This window comes from Kitasatospora sp. NPDC093558 (assembly GCF_040683475.1).
Lineage (GTDB): Bacteria > Actinomycetota > Actinomycetes > Streptomycetales > Streptomycetaceae > Kitasatospora.
Genome location: NZ_JBFBDY010000083.1, coordinates 1 through 20,679 on the forward strand (window position 1 = coordinate 1; position 20,679 = coordinate 20,679).

At 72.1% G+C, this 20,679-nt stretch carries 18 protein-coding genes; 8 read left to right on the forward strand and 10 right to left on the reverse strand.

The annotated features are described in order from the left end of the window. Positions 1-1,232 (forward strand): AI-2E family transporter (locus AB0O00_RS11710; RefSeq protein WP_363650641.1); only part of this gene is annotated, 1,232 nt, incomplete at its 5' end. 60 nt (positions 1,233-1,292) lie between these two features. Here AB0O00_RS11710 and AB0O00_RS11715 read toward each other — a convergent pair. Further along, positions 1,293-1,835: an alkyl hydroperoxide reductase gene (locus AB0O00_RS11715; protein WP_363650643.1), complete on the reverse strand. Its 543-nt coding sequence runs from the start codon at positions 1,833-1,835 to the stop codon at positions 1,293-1,295. A 3-nt stretch (positions 1,836-1,838) separates the two neighbouring features. Further along, on the reverse strand, positions 1,839-2,390 hold the full coding sequence (locus AB0O00_RS11720; RefSeq protein WP_329927373.1) for a peroxiredoxin: 552 nt from the start codon (positions 2,388-2,390) through the stop codon (positions 1,839-1,841). 122 nt (positions 2,391-2,512) lie between these two features. On the opposite strand from AB0O00_RS11720, the gene AB0O00_RS11725 reads away from it, so the two are divergent. Next, positions 2,513-3,481 (forward strand): LysR substrate-binding domain-containing protein, encoded by a 969-nt coding sequence (locus AB0O00_RS11725; RefSeq protein WP_363650671.1) that lies wholly within the window; start codon positions 2,513-2,515, stop codon positions 3,479-3,481. A gap of 8 nt (positions 3,482-3,489) precedes the next feature. Here AB0O00_RS11725 and AB0O00_RS11730 read toward each other — a convergent pair whose 3' ends face one another. Beyond that, positions 3,490-4,122, reverse strand: a complete 633-nt coding sequence (locus AB0O00_RS11730; RefSeq protein WP_363650646.1) for a TetR family transcriptional regulator — start codon at positions 4,120-4,122, stop codon at positions 3,490-3,492. A 156-nt stretch (positions 4,123-4,278) separates the two neighbouring features. Between AB0O00_RS11730 and AB0O00_RS11735 the strand changes: the two genes are divergently transcribed. Continuing rightward, positions 4,279-6,468 (forward strand): MMPL family transporter, encoded by a 2,190-nt coding sequence (locus tag AB0O00_RS11735; RefSeq protein WP_363650647.1) that lies wholly within the window; start codon positions 4,279-4,281, stop codon positions 6,466-6,468. Between the two features lie 48 nt (positions 6,469-6,516). Here the strand turns inward: AB0O00_RS11735 and AB0O00_RS11740 are convergent, their stop codons facing one another. The 3 genes from AB0O00_RS11740 to AB0O00_RS11750 all read right to left on the reverse strand — a co-directional run bounded on the left by AB0O00_RS11740 (position 6,517) and on the right by AB0O00_RS11750 (position 12,629). Next, positions 6,517-8,322 carry an ATP-binding SpoIIE family protein phosphatase gene (locus AB0O00_RS11740; RefSeq protein ID WP_363650649.1) on the reverse strand — a complete coding sequence of 602 codons (1,806 nt, stop codon included), beginning with the start codon at positions 8,320-8,322 and terminating at the stop codon, positions 6,517-6,519. Between the two features lie 88 nt (positions 8,323-8,410). Then, positions 8,411-9,175, reverse strand: a complete 765-nt coding sequence (locus AB0O00_RS11745) for a class I SAM-dependent methyltransferase (RefSeq protein ID WP_363650651.1) — start codon at positions 9,173-9,175, stop codon at positions 8,411-8,413. A gap of 508 nt (positions 9,176-9,683) precedes the next feature. Further along, a complete protein-coding gene (locus tag AB0O00_RS11750; RefSeq protein WP_363650653.1) occupies positions 9,684-12,629 on the reverse strand; it encodes a BTAD domain-containing putative transcriptional regulator in 2,946 nt (981 codons plus the stop codon). Between the two features lie 236 nt (positions 12,630-12,865). Here AB0O00_RS11750 and AB0O00_RS11755 point away from each other — a divergent pair, with 236 nt between their 5' ends. Next, on the forward strand, positions 12,866-13,150 hold the full coding sequence (locus tag AB0O00_RS11755; protein ID WP_363650655.1) for a hypothetical protein: 285 nt from the start codon (positions 12,866-12,868) through the stop codon (positions 13,148-13,150). Between the two features lie 551 nt (positions 13,151-13,701). Here the strand turns inward: AB0O00_RS11755 and AB0O00_RS11760 are convergent. Next, positions 13,702-14,028 (reverse strand): hypothetical protein, encoded by a 327-nt coding sequence (locus AB0O00_RS11760; protein WP_363650657.1) that lies wholly within the window; start codon positions 14,026-14,028, stop codon positions 13,702-13,704. A 166-nt stretch (positions 14,029-14,194) separates the two neighbouring features. Between AB0O00_RS11760 and AB0O00_RS11765 the strand changes: the two genes are divergently transcribed. Further along, positions 14,195-14,953, forward strand: coding sequence for a GntR family transcriptional regulator (locus AB0O00_RS11765; RefSeq protein WP_363650659.1), 759 nt, complete (start codon positions 14,195-14,197; stop codon positions 14,951-14,953). Here AB0O00_RS11765 and AB0O00_RS11770 read toward each other — a convergent pair. Both AB0O00_RS11770 and AB0O00_RS11775 read right to left on the reverse strand, forming a co-directional pair. Next, entirely contained in the window at positions 14,923-15,207 is a 285-nt protein-coding gene (locus AB0O00_RS11770) for a type II toxin-antitoxin system VapB family antitoxin (protein ID WP_363650661.1), read from the reverse strand. The genes AB0O00_RS11765 and AB0O00_RS11770 overlap by 31 nt on opposite strands. Before the next feature lie 110 nt (positions 15,208-15,317). Beyond that, a complete protein-coding gene (locus AB0O00_RS11775; protein ID WP_363650663.1) occupies positions 15,318-16,985 on the reverse strand; it encodes a fumarate hydratase in 1,668 nt (555 codons plus the stop codon). 145 nt (positions 16,986-17,130) lie between these two features. Between AB0O00_RS11775 and AB0O00_RS11780 the strand changes: the two genes are divergently transcribed. Both AB0O00_RS11780 and AB0O00_RS11785 read left to right on the forward strand, forming a co-directional pair. Beyond that, positions 17,131-17,922, forward strand: coding sequence for a DUF1707 domain-containing protein (locus AB0O00_RS11780; protein ID WP_363650665.1), 792 nt, complete (start codon positions 17,131-17,133; stop codon positions 17,920-17,922). A 295-nt stretch (positions 17,923-18,217) separates the two neighbouring features. Further along, on the forward strand, positions 18,218-18,652 hold the full coding sequence (locus AB0O00_RS11785) for a WhiB family transcriptional regulator (protein WP_363650667.1): 435 nt from the start codon (positions 18,218-18,220) through the stop codon (positions 18,650-18,652). A gap of 175 nt (positions 18,653-18,827) precedes the next feature. Here the strand turns inward: AB0O00_RS11785 and glpX are convergent, their stop codons facing one another. After that, positions 18,828-19,868, reverse strand: a complete 1,041-nt coding sequence (gene glpX / locus AB0O00_RS11790; RefSeq protein ID WP_359963404.1) for a class II fructose-bisphosphatase — start codon at positions 19,866-19,868, stop codon at positions 18,828-18,830. 248 nt (positions 19,869-20,116) lie between these two features. Between glpX and AB0O00_RS11795 the strand changes: the two genes are divergently transcribed. Continuing rightward, positions 20,117-20,632 carry a DUF4245 domain-containing protein gene (locus AB0O00_RS11795; RefSeq protein WP_363650669.1) on the forward strand — a complete coding sequence of 172 codons (516 nt, stop codon included), beginning with the start codon at positions 20,117-20,119 and terminating at the stop codon, positions 20,630-20,632. The last annotated feature ends 47 nt before the right edge of the window (positions 20,633-20,679 follow it).

Here is a 20,679-nt window from a genome sequence, read left to right on the forward strand (position 1 = left end):
CCACCCCGGCGGCACCGCCCGCGTCCGCCGCGCCCGGCGCCCAGGGCGCGCACCCCCGCGAGTACCACCCCGGCCGGCCCGCGACGCCCGTCGAGGCCGTGCCGTGGGGCCTTCGGGTGGCCGCCGAGTCGACGTGGCGGCTGCTGCTGCTCGGTGCCGCGCTCTACGTCGTCTTCTACGTCGTCGACATGCTGCGGCTGGTCGCCTTCTCGGTGCTGGCCTCGCTGCTGATCTCGGCCCTGCTGGAGCCCTCGGTCTCCTGGCTGCGCCGCCACGGCGTGCCGCGCCCGCTCGCGGCCGTCGGGGTGTTCCTGAGTGGCCTGGCCGGGATCGGGCTGGTCGGCTGGTTCGTGGTCTGGCAGGTCAGCACGAACCTGTCGGACGTCACCAACCAGGTCCAGAAGGGTGTCATCCAGCTGCGGGACTGGCTGACCGACGGCCCGCTGCACCTGACCCAGCAGCAGATCACCGACTTCGCCAACCAGATCACCAAGGCGATCACCACCAACACCGACCAGATCACCTCGGCCTCGCTTACCACCGCGCAGATCGCCGTCGAGGTGCTGACCGCGGTGCTGATGACCTTCTTCACCACGTTCTTCTTCATCTACGACGGCCAGAAGATCTGGAACTGGGCCCTGCGCGGGCTGCCCCGGCACTCCCGCTTCGCGATGGCCGGCGCCGGGCCGAAGGCCTGGACGACGCTCACCGCGTACGTGCGCGGCACCGTGTGCGTGGCGTTCATCGACGCGGTCTGCATCGGCATCGGGATCGACCTGCTGGGCGTGCCGATGGCGATGCCGCTGGCCGTGATCATCTTCCTGGGCGCCTTCGTGCCGCTGGTCGGCGCGCTCGTCACGGGCACCGCGGCCGTCCTGATCGCGCTGGTCACGCAGGGGCCGTGGACGGCGCTGATGGTGCTGGTCGTGCTGGTCGCGGTGATGCAGATCGAGAGCCACGTGCTCCAGCCGCTGATCCTCGGACGGGCGGTGCGGGTCCACCCGCTGGGCGTCGTGCTCGGCGTCGCGGCCGGCGGCATCATCGGCGGCATCGGAGGCGCGGTCGTGGCCGTCCCGCTGATCGCGGTCACCAACACCGTCGTGACGCACCTGCGCCGGCGCAACGAGGCCGGCCAGGCCGTCTTCACCGCGCTGGAGAACGCCCGCGAGGCCGCCGAGCGCACCGCCTCGGCGCCGGCCGGCGCTCCCGCCCCGGCGCCGGTCGCCGACTGAGAACGACGAAGGGCCCCGCCCGACGGTTCGTCCGGCGGGGCCCTTTAGTGTGCGTGTCCGTCAGGCGTCGACGGCGGCGAGGACGGCCTCGGAGTCGAGGACGCCCGCCACGGCCTGGAGGACGGCGGCGATCTTCATCGAGGCCTGGATGACCTCGCGCTCGACACCGGCCTTGCGCAGCACGGCCTCGTGCGAGTCGAGGCACTGGCCGCAGCCGTTGATGGCCGAGACCGCGAAGCACCAGAGCTCGAAGTCGGCCTTCTCGACGCCCGGAGTGCCGATGATGTTCATCCGCAGACCGGCCCGCATGCTGCTGTACTCCTTGTCGGAGAGCAGGTGCAGCGTCCGGTAGTAGACGTTGTTCATCCCCATGACGGCCGCGGCGCCCTTGGCGGCGTTGTACGCCTCCGGGGAGAGGTTGGCCTTCGCCTCGGGCTCCAGCTCGCGCAGCACGGCGGGGCTGCGGGTGGCCATCGCGCAGGAGAGGACGGTGCCCCACAGCTGCTGGGCGGGGAGGTCGGAGTTGCCGATGACCGAGCCCAGGTTGAGCTTGAGGTCCTTGGCGTAGTCCGGGAGGGCGGACTTCAGGTCGTCGAGGGCCATGGGTCAGCCCGCCAGCAGGGCCTGGGCGTCGAGGGTGTCCTCGCCCTTGTTCCAGTTGCAGGGGCACAGCTCGTCGGTCTGCAGGGCGTCCAGCACGCGCAGGACCTCCTTCGGGTTACGGCCGACGGAGCCGGCGGTGACCATGACGAACTGGATCTCGTTGTTCGGGTCGACGATGAACACCGCGCGCTGGGCGGTGCCGTCGGCGCCCTCGACGCCACAGGCCTGCATCAGCTCGTGCTTGACGTCGGCCAGCATCGGGAAGGGCAGGTCGCGCAGGTCCTTGTGGTCCTTGCGCCAGGCGTGGTGCACGAACTCGGAGTCGCCCGAGACACCCAGGATCTGGGCGTCGCGGTCGGCGAACTCGTCGTTCAGCTTGCCGAACGCGGCGATCTCGGTCGGGCAGACGAAGGTGAAGTCCATCGGCCAGAAGAAGACGATCTTCCACTTGCCCTCGTAGGACTTGTGGTTGATGTCGGCGAAGGCGTTCGCGGCGTCCAGGTCGACACAGGCCTTGAGGTCGAACTCGGGGAACTTGTCACCGATCGTGAGCACGTTCGCTTCTCCTGTAATGAGACTGCGGGGAGTTGTCCGGATTACGGACAGGTCTCAACGATTCCACATCGTGGACTGATCAGGGAAATAGCTACAATCGATGGGTCTGATCGGAGAGAGCTATCAATAGCCAGCCCACCGCGGCCCCCGGCCCCGCCCGTAGCCCCCGTACGCCCACGGTCGCCCAGCTCAGGGCGTTCGTCGCGGTCGCCGAGTACCGGCACTTCCGCGAGGCCGCCGCCGCCACCGGCACCAGCCAGCCCGCGCTGTCCGGGGCGGTCGCGGCACTGGAGGAGTCGCTGGGTGCCCAGCTCGTCGAGCGTACGACGCGCAAGGTGATCGTGACGCCACTGGGGGAGCGCGTGCACGCGCACGCCCGCCGAGTGCTCGCGTCGCTCCAGGCGCTCACCGAGGAGGTCGAGGCCGCGCGCCGCCCGTTCACCGGGCCGCTGCACCTCGGCGTCATCCCGACCGTCGCGCCCTACCTGCTGCCCACCGTGCTGCGGCTGGTCCGCGACCGCTACCCCGAGCTGGAGCTGCACGTCCACGAGGAGCGCACGCCCTCGCTGCTGGAGGGGCTGGCCGCCGGGCGGCTGGACGTCCTGCTGCTCGCGCTCCCGGCCGGCGGCACCTCGCCGACCCGGGACATCCCGCTGTTCGACGAGGACTTCGTGCTGCTGACCCCGCCCGGGCACCCGCTCGCCGGCCGGGTCGACGTCCCGCGCGACGTCCTGCTCGACCTGGACGTGCTCCTGCTGGAGGAGGGCCACTGCCTGCGCGACCAGGCCCTCGACATCTGCCGCGAGGTCGGCGCCGACCAGGCCGGGTCGACCACCCGGGCGGCCGGGCTGTCCACGCTGGTCCAACTCGTCGCCGGGGGCCTCGGGGTGACGCTGCTGCCCGCGACCGCGCTGGACGTCGAGGCCGGCCGGGCCGACCGGCTCGCCGCCGTCCGCTTCGCCGCCCCCGCGCCCGGCCGCCGGATCGGCCTGGCCACCCGCCCGGGTTCGGCCCGCAGCGCCGAGTACGACCGCTTCGCCGCCTCGCTGCGCGAGGTGCTGGCCGAACTCCCGGTCCGGATCGTCGAGTAGGGCGTGTCCTAACCGGGGATCTGCGCCGGCGCTCCCAGGCAGAGCCCGACCGTCGTCGCGACCAGCAGGTCCAGCGCCCGTACGGTGTCCGCGTCCGGCTCGGCGTCGGGCGCGGCGCCCAGCGCGAGGTAGCGCGCCGTCAGGCCGTCGAAGCCGCTGAGGAAGTGGACGGCGATCTCGCGCGCCGGCATCGGCAGGCTCAGCCCGTGCGCCGCCGCGAGGGCGGTGAGCATCTCGGTCGCCGTGCCCTCGACCTCGCGCTGGAGCGCGAGCATGATCTCCTGCAGGTCAGCGTCGCGCATCGCCAGCGAGCCGAACTCGCTGAGCAGCACGCAGCGCCCCTCCTCGCCGGTGGCGGCGTCCCAGAGCGCGTGCACGAGCGTGCGGACCTGCTCGCCGAACGGGCCGTCACCGGGGGAGGCGGCCCGGACCTGGCCGATGAAGTCGGCGGTCAGCTGCTCGACGACGGCCCGGTAGAGGTCCTTCTTGGTGCCGAAGGTGTAGTGCACCGTCGCCTGGGCCACGCCGAGCTCGGCCGCGATCGCCCGGGTGCTGCCGGCCGCGATGCCCTCGCGGCTCATCAGGTCGAGGGCGGCCTGCACCAGCTGGGGCCGTCGTTCTGCGGCGGGGACGTGTGCCATCCCGCCAGGGTATCGCCATGGTCGGGTAACTGCGTCGAACGAATCTGTCCATCGCCCGTGTCGCTCGACTTTGTCATCTGACAAAGTCGAGCGTACGGTGGATCCGAGACCTGGTCAGGCACCCGCCTGCCCGACGACCGGACCGGAGGGTCAGCCATGGCCACGTACCTGTACCGATTGGGCCGCTCCTGCTTCCGGCGCAGGCGGGCCGTCCTGGCCGTCTGGATCGCCGTGCTGATCGCGGTCGGCGGTGCCGCCGGGGCGTTCGCGGGCAAGACGAGCAACGAGTTCAAGGTCCCCGGCACGGAGGCGCAGGCCACCCTCGACCGGATCAAGGACACGTTCCCGCAGCAGGGCCACGCCTCCGCGCAGATCGTCTTCGCCGCCCCGGCCACCGAGGGGATCAAGGCGCCGGACGCGGGCCGGGCGGTCGGCGAGGCCGTCCACCGGATCGCCGCCGTCCCGGGCGTGGCCGCCGTGCCCGACCCGTACGCCACCGGCGCCGTCTCGCCCGACGGCAAGGTCGCCATCGCGCTGGTCTCCTTCGACCGCAAGCTCGGCGACCTCACCGACCAGCAGCGCGACGCCGTAAAGGCCGCCGCCGAACCGGCCCGCGCGGCCGGGCTCGACGTCGCCTTCGGCGGCGACGCGTACAACAGGATGGCCCAGGTCGACGGCGGCGAGGCGATCGGACTCGTGGTGGCCGGCGTGGTGCTGGTGATCACCCTCGGCTCGCTGGTCGCCGCCGGGCTGCCGCTGCTCACCGCCCTGGTCGGCGTCGGCGTCGCGATGGCCGGACTGCTCGCGCTCACCGGCTCGTTCGAGATCATCACCACCGCGCCCGTGCTGGCGCTCATGGTCGGCCTCGCGGTCGGGATCGACTACGCGCTGTTCATCCTCTCCCGCCACCGCCGCCACCTGGACGAGGGCCTGACGCCCGAGGAGGCCGCCGCGCGCGCCACCGCGACCGCCGGCAGCGCCGTCGTGTTCGCGGGCCTGACCGTCGTCGTGGCGCTCGCCGGACTCGCCGTCGCGGGCGTCCCGTTCCTCACCGTGATGGGCCTCGCCGCCTCCGGCGCCGTCGTGGTGGCCGTCCTGGTGGCGATCACGCTGCTGCCCGCGCTGCTCGGCTTCGTCGGCCGCCGGATCGACCGGCTGCCGGTCTGGCGGCGGGCCGTGCGCCCGGGCGGCGGGACGACCATGGGCGAGCGCTGGGCCACGTTCGTCGTGCGCCGCCCGCTGCCCGTCCTGCTCGTCGGCCTGGCCGGCCTCGGCGTCCTCGCGGTGCCTGCCGCGAGCCTCAACCTCGGCCTGCCGGGCGGTGGTTCGCAGGCCGCCGGGACGGACGCGCGCAAGGCGTACGACCTCGTGAGCGAGGGCTTCGGGCCCGGCTTCAACGCGCCGCTCGTCGTGGTCGTGGACGCGAAGGGCACGTCGCAGCCGGACCAGGCGGTGCAGGGCGTGGCGGCGAAGCTGCAGACGCTGGAGGGCGTGCGGACGCTGCTGCCGCCGGCCGTCGACCGCGCGAGCGGGACGGCCCTGCTGACCGTCATCCCGCAGAGCGGTCCCGACGACGCGGCCACCAAGTCGCTCGTCAACGAGATCCGCGACCAGCGCGCCGAGTTGAAGGCCTCGACCGGCGCGGGCATCGCCGTCACCGGCACCACGGCCGCCAACATCGACGTCTCCACCAAGCTCGGCCAGGCGCTGCCGCCGTTCCTCGCGGTCATCGTCGGCATCGCGATGGTGCTGCTGGCGCTGGCGTTCCGCTCGGTGCTCGTCCCGCTCAAGGCGGTGGCCGGGTTCCTGCTCAGCATCACGGCCTCGCTCGGCGCGGTGGTCGCGGTCTACCAGTGGGGCTGGCTGGACGGCCTGATCGACGTGCCGAAGGTCGGCCCGGTGGTGAGCTTCGTGCCGATCCTGCTGATCGGGGTGCTGTTCGGGCTGGCGATGGACTACGAGCTGTTCCTGGTCTCCGGGATGAAGGAGCAGCACGTCCACGGCATGGCGCCGCGCGAGGCCGTGGTGGCGGGGGTGCGGGGCGGCGCCCGGGTGGTGACGGCGGCCGCGCTGATCATGGTGTCGGTGTTCGGCTCGTTCGTCTTCGGCCACGACCCGATCGTCCAGCCGATCGGCTTCGCCCTCGCGGTGGGCGTGCTGGTGGACGCCTTCGTCGTGCGGATGGCGCTGGTGCCGGCCGCGATGGCGCTGTTCGGCAAGGCGGCGTGGTGGTTCCCGAAGCGGCTGGAGAAGGTCGTGCCGCGGGTGGACATGGAGGGCGAGCAGCTGATCGCGCGGCTGGAGGAGCGGGAGCCCGGAGCGGCGAAGGAACCGGCGGGAGTCTGACCGGCTCCACTGACGGCGGCGGGGTCCCCGTCGCCGTCATGGCGTCCGCTACTGGGGAAGCCGCTGCTCGAACCAGACCACCTTGCCGGTGCCCAGCCGGGTCGCGCCCCAGCGGTCGGCGCACCGGGCCACTATCTGCAGCCCGCGCCCCCGTTCGTCCTCCGGCCCGGTCCGGCGCGGCCGGGGCAGCAGCGGGCTGTCGTCGCCGACCTCGCAGCGCAGCCGGGTGGTGCGCACCAGGCTGAGGGTGACCGGACGGGTGGCGTGCTGGACGGCGTTGGTGACCAGCTCGCTGACCATGAGCTCGGTCGCCTCGCTGAGCTCGCCGAGCCCCCAGCGGCGCAGCGTGTGCGCGGCCAGCCGGCGGGCCCGCCCTGGCGTCTCGTTGCGCGGCTGGAGGTACCAGTGCGCGACGTCCCCGGCCGGGATGCCGTCGAAGCAGGCGCCGAGCAGGGCGATGTCGTCGCCGCGGTCGCCCGGCGGCAGGATCCGCAGCGCCTCCTGGCACAGCTGCTCGGGGGCGTGCCAGGTCGAGCCGGCGATCTTGGCGCGGAGCAGTTCGAGGCCGTCGCTGAGCGGGCGGCTGCGGGTCTCGACCAGGCCGTCGGTGAACAGCAGCAGGGCCGAGCCGGGCGGGGCGGGCAGCTCGACGGAGTTGAAGTCGACCCCGCCGACGCCGATCGGCGCCCCGGAGTCGAGCTCGACCACCTCGGCCGTCCCGTCCGGCCGGACGAGCACCGGCGGCACGTGCCCGGCGTTGGCGATCACCACGCGGTTGGCGATCGGGTCGTACACCGCGTAGACGCAGGTGGCCAGGTGCTGTTCGCGGCCGAGCCGCTGGGCCTGTTCGTCCAGGTGGTACAGCACCTCGTGCGGCGGCAGGTCGAGCGCGGCGAGGGTCTGGGCGCTGGTGCGCAGCTGGCCCATGATGGCGGCCGAGGTGAGCGAGTGGCCCATGACGTCGCCGACGATCAGGGCGATCCGGTTGCCGGGCAGCGGCACCGCGTCGTACCAGTCACCGCCGACCTGGGCGCCGCGCTCGCCGGGCAGGTAGCGCTGGGCGAGGCGCACGCCGTGCGGCTGGGGCAGGCGCAACGGCAGCATGCTGCGCTGGAGTTCGTTGGCTATCTCCCACTCGCGGGCGTACCGCAGGGCGGTGTCGACGGCCAGTCCGGCCTGGGTGGCGAGGTGGGCGGCGGTCGCGGTGTCGGCGGCGTCGAACGCCGGGCGGCCGGTGCGTTCGGGAGGCCGGCGGATCAGCACGAGCAGGCCGAGCACGGCCTTGCGCCCGCGCAGCGGCAGGGCGAGGACGGACGTGCCCGCGCCGAGCCGCGCGAGCCCCCGGGTGCCGTACAGCTCGCGCAGCAGCGTCTCGGTGCGCTCGGCGGCGGGCGTGCCGATCACGGCGGCCTCGGCCGGACGGCGGCTCAGCAGGGCGTGGGCGAGGGCGCCGCCGCGGGTCACCGGGGTGGCGGGCCCGCCGTCGGCGTTCGAGCGGGTGCCCCAGCGGGTGCGCCGGCGGTCCTCGGCGCCGCTGGGCCGGCCGCGGCGGCCGATCCGGGTGCCGGTGCTGTAGTGGATGCGCAGCTCGTCGGGGAAGCCGGGTTCGCGCTCGACATTGGGCAGCGGGTCGCGCAGGTGGACGACGGCGGCGTCGGCGAGGGCCGGGACCAGCACCCGGCCCACGTTGCGCAGCGTCGCCGCGAGGTCAAGGGCGCTGTTGATCCGCCGGGTCGCCGAGTCGAGCCAGCCGAGGCGCCCGGCCACGTCGTCGCGCCCGGCCGCCGCGGGCTCGCTGCGCGGCTGGGGGAGGGCAGGCGGCTGTCCGGCCTCGGTGTTGAGCTGGTCGCGCACGGCTGCCTGTCCTGGGCTCGGGGTGGGCTCTGGGAGTCTTCTGCTTGCTGGTCTCTTCCGCCGCCGGGTGGTCAGCGCCGCCGGGTGGTCAGCCGACGCGTCGACAGCAGAGGAACAGTTGCTCCTCCGGCGGCAGCGAGGTACTGGCCGGCGCGTACGGGTGCCCCGAACACTCCTCGACGGCGAATCCGGACGCGACCAGAACCCGTTCCAGATCCTCCCTCAGATACCCGCTGATCCGCAGCTCTCTGCCGAGGAACGGAAGGGGAACGTGATCCAGATCGGCCTCCACCATCCCGAGCGCCAGCAGCCCGCCCGGCCGCAGCAGCGCGTGCAGGCGGCCGAGAACCGTCGGGATCTCGTCCTGCGACAGCAGGATCAGCGAGAAGAAGGCGGTGACGGCGGCGAACCCGCCCCGCCCGTCCGGCCCCAGCTCGGGGACGTTCCAGACCCGCCCGGCGCGCTCGGTGCCCAGGTCGTAGAGGTCGATCCGGTGGAAGACGGGCGGGTGCTCGCCCGGGTGGTGGGCGTCCGCGGCCAGCGTCAGCATCACGTCCGAGAGGTCTATACCGGTGACCCGCAGCCCGCCCGCGGTCAGCTGGCGGACCGTCGGATCCCCGGTGCCGCAGCCGACGTCGAGCACCCGGGCCCCCGGCTCCAGCTCCGCCAGCAGCCGCCGGCCACACGCGAGCTGCCCGTCCTTGGCCGGGAACGCCTCGCCGTACCCGGCGCCGATCGTGTCGAAGGCGACCGCCTGCAACGCCCGCACGGCCCGGCGCCGCCGGGCGTCGGGCTCGTCGTCACCCGCGTCCTCGCCGACGGGGAACGGGTCCGATATCTGTCCGGTCGTCACGATAGAGAGGCACCCTTCCACCCCGGCCTCCGCCAGCCTGGCCGGCCGCTGCCGGTGGCGGTGCGTCACGCTCTCCGCAGCACACGGACGGACTGCGCGGCGCAATCCGGAACCCTGAGCACTCTGGAACCCTGATGCGTCGCCGGCAGACACTTGTGTGTGCACTGGCATCCGAGAATAAGCGTGATCACACCGCCGTGGGGCCCCTTTCCGGCCAACTCGTCGTTCTTGGGCCGTTGTGGACGGTGTTGCGGAAGCACGACGGTGCGGGCCGGGGTGGTGCGCGCCGACCCCGCACGCCGCTCGGCGCGCTGGGGGCGATGGCGCTGACCTGCGGTTTTCGCCACTCCGCAGGCTGACAATCCGACGTTTATCGAACGTCAATCGGCGCGGTGCACAGTAGGGACCAGCGCCGGGGAAGCGTTGAGGGCGCTCCCGCAGCCGGGGGGCTGCGGGGGCGCCGACGCAACGCGAATCGGGGGAGGTCATCCGCTGGGGGGCGGAGGCCTCACGGCGCTGGGGGAGAGGAAGAGGCAGGCTCGGTGTGCTGCTGGGAGATGAGGACCGCCACGGGGGAGGCCTCCGGCACACCGAGCCGCGTGAACATCGCGTGCGCCTCCCGCAGACACGCCAGCCCACGCGCCGGCTGCGCGAGGGCGAGCAGCGCCTCGCCGAGCGCGGCGTTGGCGAGGCCCTGGCAGTAGGCGCCGTCCATTTCCTGTCCGATGGAGAGCGACTCCTCGGCCGCCTCGGCCGCCTCGGCGTGCTGGCCCGCGGCGAGCAGGGCCGAGGAGAGCCTGGCCAGGGTGTAGCCCTCGCGCAGACGGTTCTGCTGGGACTGGTACAGGTGGTGCGCTTCGCGCAGGTGTCCCACCGCGGCGGCCGGGGCTTCGGTCGACGAGATGACGACGCCGAGCTGGTAGAGCGTGTCGGCGAGGCAGGGGCCGTTCTTCGACGCGCGCGCGGTGTTGACCGCCTCGATCGCCGACTGAACAGCCGACTGTGCGTCCCCGATGTCCAGTTGTGCCCGGGCGATGTTGCCGAGCAGCCGGGCTTCGCCGATCGGCGCACCGACGACGCGGCTGATGGCGCGGGCCTGTTCGAAGAACGGCAGCGCCTCGGCGGAGCGGTTGGCGACGCTGAGGATGATGCCCAAGGTGTTGGCGGTGGCCGAACGGAGAACGGTCGCCTCCGCCGGATCCTGCAGGCTGAGGCTCTTCAACAGCGAGTGCTCGGCCTGCTGGAAGTCGTTGGTGATCGACTGCAGGGTTCCGAGGGCGAAGTGGACGCGCGCGAGAGCGTCGGAGTCGCCCGAGCCCTGGGCGTTCTGGTCGGCCATCTCCAGGATCCGACGCACGCGGGGCCCGTGCGTCGGATCCTCGACCAGGCTGTCCAGAACGATCAGCAGATCGACGGCAGGACGGAGCAGTTCGCTCGGCCCCTGGACCGCGGCCTCGACCGAGCTGAGCAGCAGGGCGACCTCAGCCCTCAGCCACTGCCTCGCATCCAGGTTTCCGGGCAGGGCCAAGCCCGTCGAGCCCGATGCGTTGAGCGGTTCGGGCAACTGGTCGTCCGGCTCGATGGCCTGCGCCGCGGTTCGGACGGTGGGCAGCAGAAGATCGAGCAGCCGCCGCACTGCGGCCTGCTGCTCTTCGACGTCGCCGATCCGCAGGTTCTGACGCTGGGCGTAGAGCCGGAGCAGATCGTGGTACCGGTAGCGCCCGGGCGTGAAGCACTCCAGCATGTTGGCTTCCACGAGTGCCTCGGCGAATTCCTCCGCCGAGTCCTCGTCCGTGCCGAGGAGCGCCGCGACGGCGGCCAGCGGCAGATCGGATGAGTCGATCAGGGAGAGCAGCCGGAATGCGCGGGCCTCGGCGCTGGAGAGCTGTCCGTATCCGAGGCCGATGGTGGTCTCCACCGCCAGGTTGCCGAGTTGAAGTTCGTCCAGGCGGCGCCGCTGGTCGGCTAACCGCCGAGCGAGGTCCGATACGCTCCAACGCGGCCGGCTCGCCAGTCGGGCGGCGGCGATCCGGACGGCGAGCGGCAGGAAGCCGCACGCGGTGACGACGGCCATGGCGGCCTCGGGCTCGGCGGCGACGCGATGCTCGCCGACGATCGCGGAGAAGAGCGCCAGCGCCTCGTCCGGGGTCAGTTCCTCGACGTCCACGAGGTGGGCACCCGGAATGCCGGCCAGCCGGGACCGACTGGTGGCGAGTACGGCGCAGCCGGACACCCCAGGGATGAGCGGCCGGATCTGGTCGGCGTCCCGGGCGTTGTCGAGAAGGATCAGCATGCGCCGACTGGCCAGCAGCGACCGGTAGAGGGCGGCGCGCTGTTCCAGTGACTCGGGGTTGTCCGTGACTCCGAGCGCGTGCAGGAAGTCACCCAGGACCACGGCGGGGTCGGCGGGCGAGGCGCCCGCACCGCGCAGGTCGACGTACAGCTGGCCGTCGGGGAACTCGGCCCGCACCCGGTGGGCCACGTGGACCGCGAGGGTCGTCTTCCCGACCCCGCCGATGCCGGCCAGCGAGGTCACCACGACCGCTTGCCCGGTGGCGTTCATCAGGACCGCGGAGAGGTCGTTGACCAGTCCGGATCTACCACTGAAGTCCGATACGTCGGCGGGGAGTTGGGCCGGCGGCGGAGGCGTCGGCGGGCCGTCCTCGCGGACCGGGGCGGCGGGGAGCGTGAGCGCCGGGTCGGCGGCGAGGATGCGCGAGTGCATCGCGGACAGGCCGGCGCCGGGTTCGACCCCGAGTTCGTCGATGAGGAGCTTGCGGGTGTCGGTGTAGACACCCAGGGACTCGGCCTGCCGACCGCAGCGGTACAGGGCGAGCATCAGCAGTTCCCGCAGCCGCTCCCGGAGGGGGTGCTCGGCGGTGAGCGAGTTCAGCTCACCCACCACCTCGGCGTGCAGCCCGATGTCGAGGGCTGCCGCGCACATGTCCTCGGACGCCGCGACCTGACGTTCGGCCAGCCGCAGGCGTTGTGCCTCCGCGTAGGGGCCGGGGACGCCGGTGAGCGGGCGCCCGCTGAACAGCCCGAGGGCGCGGACGAGGAGGCGGTGCGTCTCGTGGAGGTCGCCCGCGGCCCGGGCGGCGGCGGCCTCGGCGGAGAGGTTCTCGAAGACCGTCACGTCGAGTGCGTCGCCGGGGATGCGCAGGGCGTAGCCGTCGGCGACCGAGACCAGCAGCTCGGCGGGTGCGCGGACCTCGCGGCGGGGTTCGATGACGGTGCGCAGCCGGGAGACGTACGTGCGCAGCGCGGCGACGGCCTGCGCGGGCGGGCGGTCTCCCCACAGGCCGTCGACGAGGTCCTGGGTGGTGACCGGGCGGCCGGAATGCAGGAGAAGAGCGGTCAGAATCGCCTGTTGCTGGGGGGAACCGAGCGACAGGGGTTTCTCGTCGAGCCAGGCCTGGACAGGACCGAGGACCTGGAAGCGCAGCGCAGGCACAGGCGGCGTCTCCCGAAACTCCATGAAGTCCCCCGATGGCCTGTGGTGTCGATTCCGTGAAGGGCGCTCGGCGGTCCGCCGTGGCCGTTCAGCTTAGGCGGACGGCCGACTCTGCCGGACGGCACCACAAGCCGCACGATGTTTATCGGACATTTAATCAACCCTACGATACTGTCCGCGCGCCCGCGCCAAGCAGGTCGGGCTGAAGACATTGATGACCGAAAGGCGGCCGCCCAATGGCCAACGACCAGAGCGAGACCCCGGTGCCGACGACGCCCGACACCAAGGCGCAGACGTCGGCCCCGGCTGCCGCTGTGGAGGCCGGCAAGGCTGTCGAGGGCGCGGTGGCCGCGTCCTCGAACCCGACCACGTACACCGAGCCCACCGCCGCCGACAAGGCGGCCCTGGAGGGCGAACTGTTCGGCGACGAGGCCACGCGCGTCGTGGAACCCGCCACGCCGGCGACCGGCAAGCCGGGTGAGGTCTACGAGCCGGAGGGCATCATCGCCAGCCGTCCGTAATGCCGTGAGGTCGCGTGCCAGTGTCCTTCCGTGGGGATCCGCTGTCGGCTCCAATTCCCCTGATGCAGAGCCTGACGGCATGTAGGATCGAACGCATGTTCACTCGATGGGGGTGGACTTTGCAGAGGGGAGGCGGCATGAGCAAGATCCGTCGTATAGCTGTGGTTGCGGTTTCTACTGCCGTTGTGACCGTCGGTTACGTCGCGACGGCCGCCGGGGCCTTCGCGGGTGTGATCAACAGCCGCCCGTAAGTTCCGAACCCGGCTTGCGCCCCGCGCCCGATCGCTTCGGGCGCGGGGTGCTTGTCGTATTGGCGTCGATTTGCCTGCTATGGGTGGTGGCGAGCGGGGCCGTGTCGGCACGTCCGGCGAGTAAATGAAAGCCGGGGCGGCTGATTCGCATCTGATGCACGCATTGTGATCGCTGCTATCCGTAACGTTCCCGATCGCGAGTGTGGGGCGTTCCGGAATTTCCGGTTCAGCGAAGGAGTTGTAGGCCCGGAATACTGCTATTTGCGTGCATTTGTTCGCAATTGCTGAAGCCGGTGCCATTCAGCTGGACGGCGTCGGTCTCCTTTGCCGGGTCGGGAGTTGACGGCGGCTCGAGCTGGTCGATACCCGCGCCGGCGCGGCCCCGCCGCCCGCGTGCGGGGTGGGTCTTCCGGTCGGGTCGGAGTCGGGTTCGTCGCCCGCCGGGCCGGGGGCCGGGGTGACGTGGGTCGGGTCGGCGGTCCATTCGCGGCCGCCGGACTCGGGGCGGAGGTAGTGCTCGCCGCCGATGGTGTCCATGTAGATGCCGGTGCGCCCGGTCCTCCGGTCGAGGACGCGGTCACCCAGGTGTGGCCGGTAGGCGGCGGCGTTGCGCTGACGGGGGTTCACCGCACTCTCCCTTGCTCTGTGGTCGCTGTCCGCGCGTCCGTGGCGACGCTCGGCGACTACCCAGCATCTCTAGAGAAGCTAATATCTCTAGAGATGTCAACGGTCGTATCTCCTTACTTGCGGCCGCGGGCGCGCCTACGATTTCCGAGAGGGAGAGGGAGCGGCGATGACCGGCAGCAGTGGCGACAAGCAGCCCAAGTACCAGCGGATCGCCGACACGCTCAGGGCGGCCATCGACGCCGGCGAGTACCGCGCGGGCGACCGGCTGCCGGGCGAGAACGACCTCATGGACGAGTACGGCGTCGCCCGGATGACCGCCCGCCAGGCCCTCGGGGTGCTGCAGAGCGAGGGCATCGCCGAGGCCCGCCGGGGCGCCGGGGTGTTCGTCCGGGACTTCCGCCCGCTGCGACGGCGCGGGATCCAGCGGCTCGCGCAGGGGCAGTGGGGGTCCGGGCGGTCGATATGGTCTGCGGACATCGACCGGCGCACCCTGGTCGTCGACCAGGTGTCGGTCACCGAGCGCGGCGCGCCCGAGCACGTGGCCCGCGTCCTCGGCGTCGACCCGGGCGAGCCGATGTGCGTGCGCCACCGCCGCTTCGTGCTGGACGGCAAGCCGGTGCTGCTGTCCACCTCCTACCTCCCGGCCGGCCTGGTCGCCGGCACGGCGATCACCCGCGAGGACACCGGTCCGGGCGGCACCTATGCCCGCCTGGCCGAGATCGGCGCGAAGCCCGTCCACTTCCGCGAGGAGGTGCGCTCGCGCATGCCGAGCGCCGAGGAGGGCGCGCGCCTGGACCTCGGCGCCGGCACCCCGGTCATCCTGATCTGCCGCACCGCCTTCGCCGACGAGGGCCAGGTCGTCGAGCTGAACGAGATGATCCTCGACGCCGCGTCCTACGTCCTGGAATACGACTTCGACGCGTGAGCCAGGTTGGCCCGGTCACGGGCGACGGCCTCCATGAGTCCCTGTGCGTTGGCGGGGGAGCGCAGGAGGTAGCTGGTCTCCCGGCACGAGCCGTGGTCCTCGGCGGACGGCCGTGCGGGAGCCTCCAGCCGCTTCATCCGGCTGACGTAGTCGGCCAGTGCGTTGTTGATGGTCTCCTTCTTCGTGGTGGTCCCCATCAGGCGCATGGCCTCCGCGAGGATCTCGTCGTCAACGTCCACCGTCGTCTTGGCCAACCTGGCGTTCTCCGTCGATCGTGCGGCAACTCCCCGTGCACAACCGTCAACGACGACACCGCCCCGGTCGCAACGAGTGCGACCGAGGCGGTGGGCATCAGGTGGGGCGGCTACTCCTTCGAGCGCACCCGCAGGTTGGTGATCAGCGGGCCCTCGGTGGTCTCGCGGAAGAAGTCGTTGCCCTTGTCGTCGACGACGATGAAGGCCGGGAAGTCCTCGACCTCGATGCGCCAGACGGCCTCCATGCCGAGCTCGGCGTACTCCAGGACCTCGACCTTCTTGATGCAGTCCTGGGCGAGCCGGGCCGCCGGGCCGCCGATCGAGCCGAGGTAGAAGCCGCCGTGCGCGGCGCACGCGTCGGTGACCTGCTTGCTGCGGTTGCCCTTGGCGAGCATGACCATCGAGCCGCCGGCCGCCTGGAACTGGTCGACGTAGGAGTCCATCCGGCCGGCCGTGGTGGGGCCGAAGGAGCCGGAGGCGTAGCCCTCGGGGGTCTTGGCCGGGCCCGCGTAGTAGACCGGGTGGTCCTGGAGGTACTTGGGCATGCCCTCGCCGGCGTCCAGGCGCTCCTTGATCTTGGCGTGCGCGATGTCGCGGGCGACGACGAGCGTGCCGGTGAGCGAGAGCCGGGTCTTCACCGGGTACTTGGAGAGCTCGGCGCGGATCGCGGACATCGGCTGGTCGAGGTCGATGCGCACCACGTCGTCGTCGAGGTGCTCGTCGGTGGTGTCCGGCAGGTACTTGGCCGGGTCGGTCTCGAGCTGCTCCAGGAACACGCCCTCGGCGGTGATCTTGCCGAGCGCCTGGCGGTCGGCGGAGCAGGAGACGGCCATGGCGACCGGCAGCGAGGCGCCGTGGCGCGGCAGGCGGACGACGCGCACGTCGTGGCAGAAGTACTTGCCGCCGAACTGGGCGCCGATGCCGATCTTCTGGGTCAGCTCGGTGACCTTCTGCTCCAGCTCCAGGTCGCGGAAGCCGTGGCCGGTCTTCGCGTCGCCCGAGGTCGGCAGGTTGTCGAGGTAGTGCGCCGAGGCGTACTTGGCGGTCTTGAGCGCGAACTCGGCGCTGGTGCCGCCGATCACGATGGCCAGGTGGTACGGCGGGCACGCGGCGGTGCCGAGCGAGCGGATCTTCTGCTCCAGGAACGAGAGCATGCTCGCCTCGTTCAGGATGGCCTTGGTCTCCTGGTACAGGTACGACTTGTTGGCGGAGCCGCCGCCCTTGGCCATGAACAGGAACTTGTACGCGTCGCCGTCGGTGGCGTACAGCTCGATCTGGGCCGGCAGGTTGTTGCCGGTGTTCTTCTCGTCCCACATGGTCACCGGGGCCATCTGGGAGTAGCGCAGGTTGAGCTTGGTGTACGCGTCGTACACGCCGCGCGCGATGGCGGACTCGTCGGCGCCGGAGGTGAGCACGTGCTGGCCGCGCTTGCCCATGACGATCGCGGTGCCGGTGTCCTGGCACATCGGCAGGATGCCGCCGGCCGAGATGTTGACGTTCTTCAGCAGGTCCAGCGCGACGAAGCGGTCGTTGGGGCTGGCCTCCGGGTCGTCCAGGATGCGGCGCAGCTGGGCGAGGTGGGCGGGGCGCAGGTAGTGCGAGATGTCGTGCATCGCCTCGGCGGTGAGCAGCCGCAGCGCCTCGGGCTCGACCTGGAGGAAGGTGCGGCCGCCGGCCTCGAAGGTGGAGACACCCTCGGAGGTGAGCTTGCGGTACGGGGTCTCGTCAGCGCCCAGGGGGAGCAGGTCGCTGTACTCGAAGTCTGGCGTGGGAGCCATGGGGGCGGTCCTTAGGTTTCCAGTGATCCGGCTGCGTCGGCGAAGCACCATCCAGGGTAGGACCCGCAGATCGCGCGCATGCGGACAGGGCAGCCTGCGTGACCGGGCTCACTCGGGCAGCAGTGCGAGCGACTAGTCTTGGCCCGTGGACAACTCGCCGCCGCAGGACGATCAGGGGCAGCCGCCCGTGCCGGCGCCCGTGCCGATGACCAAGCCCGAGAACCATCCCGAACCGGCGCCGCAGGGCGCCCCCGAGCCCCGGCTGGCCCCGGCCCCCGCCCCGGCCGCGCACGCCCCGGTGGCCGAGGCCGACATGCGCGCCTCGGACGCCGACCGCGAGCGGGTGGCCGAGCTGCTGCGCGACGCCTACGCCGAGGGCCGGCTGGACGTCGACGAGCACGCCGAGCGCATCGAGGCCGCGTACGGCGCGAAGACGCTCGGCGAGCTGGTGCCGCTCACCCGCGACCTGCCCAGCCACCGTCCGATCTCCTTCGAGAAGCCGCCGCTGGACGCCCCCGCCCGCCCGGCCGCCCCGGCGCAGCCGCCGGCCCGTCAGGAGGCGCCGCAGATGGTGGCGATCTTCGGCGGCTCGTCCCGCAAGGGCCGGTGGCGGGTCGGCTCGCACCTGAAGGTGGTCGCGGTCTTCGGCGGCGTGGACATCGACCTGAGCGACGCCGTCTTCGAGTCGCCCGAGGTCGTCATCGACGTGCTGGCGCTGTTCGGCGGCGTCGAGGTGCGGGTGCCGGAGAACGTCAGCCTGCACGGCGGCGGCGTCGGCATCTTCGGCGGCTTCGACGTCAAGGAGCAGACGGCGGCGGACCCTTACGCCCCGGTGGTCCGGATCCGGGGCACCGCGATCTTCGGCGGCTGCGACGCCAAGCCGCGCCGGGGCAAGAAGATCAAGGAGTGGGTGCGCAAGCAACTCGGCGTCGAATAGCCGCGGTTGACGGTCGGCCGCCACGCGGCCGACCTGCGCGTGATCCGACCGGTGCCCGGCCGTGGGAGCAACTCCCGGCCGGGCACCCGGCGTTGTGGCGGGTGCACTGGGTAGTCGATTGCGTGCAGTGTGCATGAATCGCGGCCCGGCGGGGTATTCCCTCTCGCACATCGCTTCTTGTACGGCTGCGCACCGGGGGCGGCCCAGCGGCCGCCCGGGAGTGGAGAGCGGGGGCTCGCAGCCGGGCAGGGGAGCGAGCTTCCCCGTGTCCGAGAGTCTCGTCAGGAGTACGGCCGTGCTGCATCCGATCGAGTCCCGCACCACCTCGCCCGTCGCCGCCGCGCAGCTGTTGGAGCCCCGCCCCGACAGCCGTCCGCAGCCGCAGGGCTCCCCGGCCGGTCAGGGCCCCCAGGGCCCGCAGGGGGAGGACAACCCCTGGCACACCGGGGCCGCGTGCCGACGGGACGAAGTGGGGCTGTTCTTCGCGCCGTCCAAGGAGCCGACGGCGGCCCGGCTGTCGCGCGAGGACCGGGCGAAGCGGGTGTGCGCCCGCTGCCCGGTGCTGCTGGAGTGCCGCGAGCACGCGCTGGCGCAGCCGGAGCCGTACGGCGTCTGGGGCGGGCTGACGGCCGCCGAGCGGCGCGTGGTGCTGGCCCGTCGCCGCCGCCGGGAGTCGGAGCTGCGCGAGGCGGCCCGGGTCTCGACGGCCCACCGGCGGATAGCGGGCTGACGGCCGGCGGCGCCCGGCGGACCCGGAACGCACCGCGGCCCCGGCGGAGGGGGATTCCGCCGGGGCCGCGTCGCGCTGTGCCGTGAGCTCTTGGTCGTGAACTCGTATCCGTGAGCTCGTAGCCGTGGAACTCGTGGCCCTGAACTCTTGGCCCTGAACTCGTGGCCGCGGAGCCTCAGTTGGCGCGGTCGAAGTCGATCGCGCTGTAGGCCCGCAGCTTGGACAGCTTGTGCGTGGAGTGGATCTCGCGGATGGTGCCGCTCTTGGAACGCATCACCAGCGAGCTGGTGGTGGCGGTCTCCGAGCGGTAGTGCACGCCGCGCAGCAGCTCGCCGTCGGTGATGCCGGTCGCGACGAAGAACACGTTCTCGCCGCTGACCAGGTCGTCGGTGGTGAGCACCCGGTCGAGGTCGTGCCCGGCGTCGAGGGCCTTCTGCCGCTCGGCGTCGTCCTTGGGCCACAGGCGGCCCTGGATCACGCCGCCCATGCACTTCATCGCGCAGGCCGCGATGATGCCCTCGGGGGTGCCGCCGACGCCCATCAGGAGGTCGACGCCGGTGCCCTCGCGGGCGGCCATGATGGCGCCGGCCACGTCGCCGTCCGAGATGAACTTGATCCGGGCGCCCGCCTCGCGGATCTGGCGGACCAGACCGTCGTGGCGCGGGCGGTCCAGGACGACGACCGTGACGTCCTCGACGGCGCTGCCCTTGGCCTTGGCGACCCGGCGGATGTTGACGGCCGGCGGGGCGGTGATGTCGACGAAGTCGGCGGCCTCGGGACCGGCGACCAGCTTGTCCATGTAGAACACGGCGCTGGGGTCGAACATGGTGCCCCGGTCGGCGACGGCGAGCACCGCGACGGCGTTGTTCATGCCCTTGGCGGTGAGCGTGGTGCCGTCGACCGGGTCGACCGCGACATCGCACTCGGCGCCGGTGCCGTCGCCGACCCGTTCGCCGTTGTAGAGCATGGGCGCCTCGTCCTTCTCGCCCTCGCCGATGACGACCACGCCGTTCATCGAGACGGTCGAGACGAGGGTGCGCATCGCCTTGACGGCTGCGCCGTCGGCGCCGTTCTTGTCGCCGCGGCCGACCCACCGGCCGGCGGCCATCGCCGCCGCCTCGGTGACCCGGACGAGCTCGAGCGCGAGGTTCCGGTCGGGAGCCTCGGGCGCGACCTCCAGGGCACTGGGAAGGTGGTGCGGGTACTGCGTGGTCATCGTCGTTACCTCTCTGTACGCGACGGCCAGTGAGCGCCCGACTACTGCCTGGTCGAACGCCGTGGTGAGGGTCCTGCGATCGTATCTGCCTTAGAGATGACTGTCTGTGGCGCGGGTCGCCACGCTCGGCCCCGGCTCCTCCCGGTAAGCACCGGTTCGTCCCGCTTCACCCGTACGTGGGTACCCCGGGTGACCGGTCCGGTGTGTGGATGGGTCACCATGTGGGGGTGGCAGGAGAGAGCAAGGGCATGAGGGGCCGGCAGAGCGTGCGGGACATGGTCCTGTCGATGCTGGCGGTCGGCGGCGTGGTGTGGGTCGGGTACCTGTTCCTCCCGCACGACGCGGACAGTGTGCCCCCGCACAAGGTCGAGTACCGGGTCGAGGCGGCCACCGCGAAGCGTGCCGCGCCGTACAAGCTGGTCGCCCCCGAGGGGCTGTCCGACAAGTGGCGCGCCACGTCGGTCAGCTACCAGCCGGCCGCGCTGAGCAACGGCAAGGGCAACGCCTGGCACCTGGGCTTCGTCACGCCCTCCGGCCAGTACGCGGCGGTCGAGCAGAGCGACGTCCCGAAGGACTCGCTGCTGTCCGACAAGGTCGACGGCGCCAAGCCGGACGGCACCGCGGACGTGGCCGGCCGCACCTGGGACCGCGTGCAGGGCACCAAGGCCCGCGCGCTGACCTCGCAGGACGGCGGCGGCACGACGCTCCTCACCGGCACCGCCTCGTACGACGAGCTCGCCGAGCTGGCGCAGGCGCTCAAGTAGCCCGCAGGCCGTTCGGGCCCGTAGAGCCAAGGGCACGCCGAAGGGCC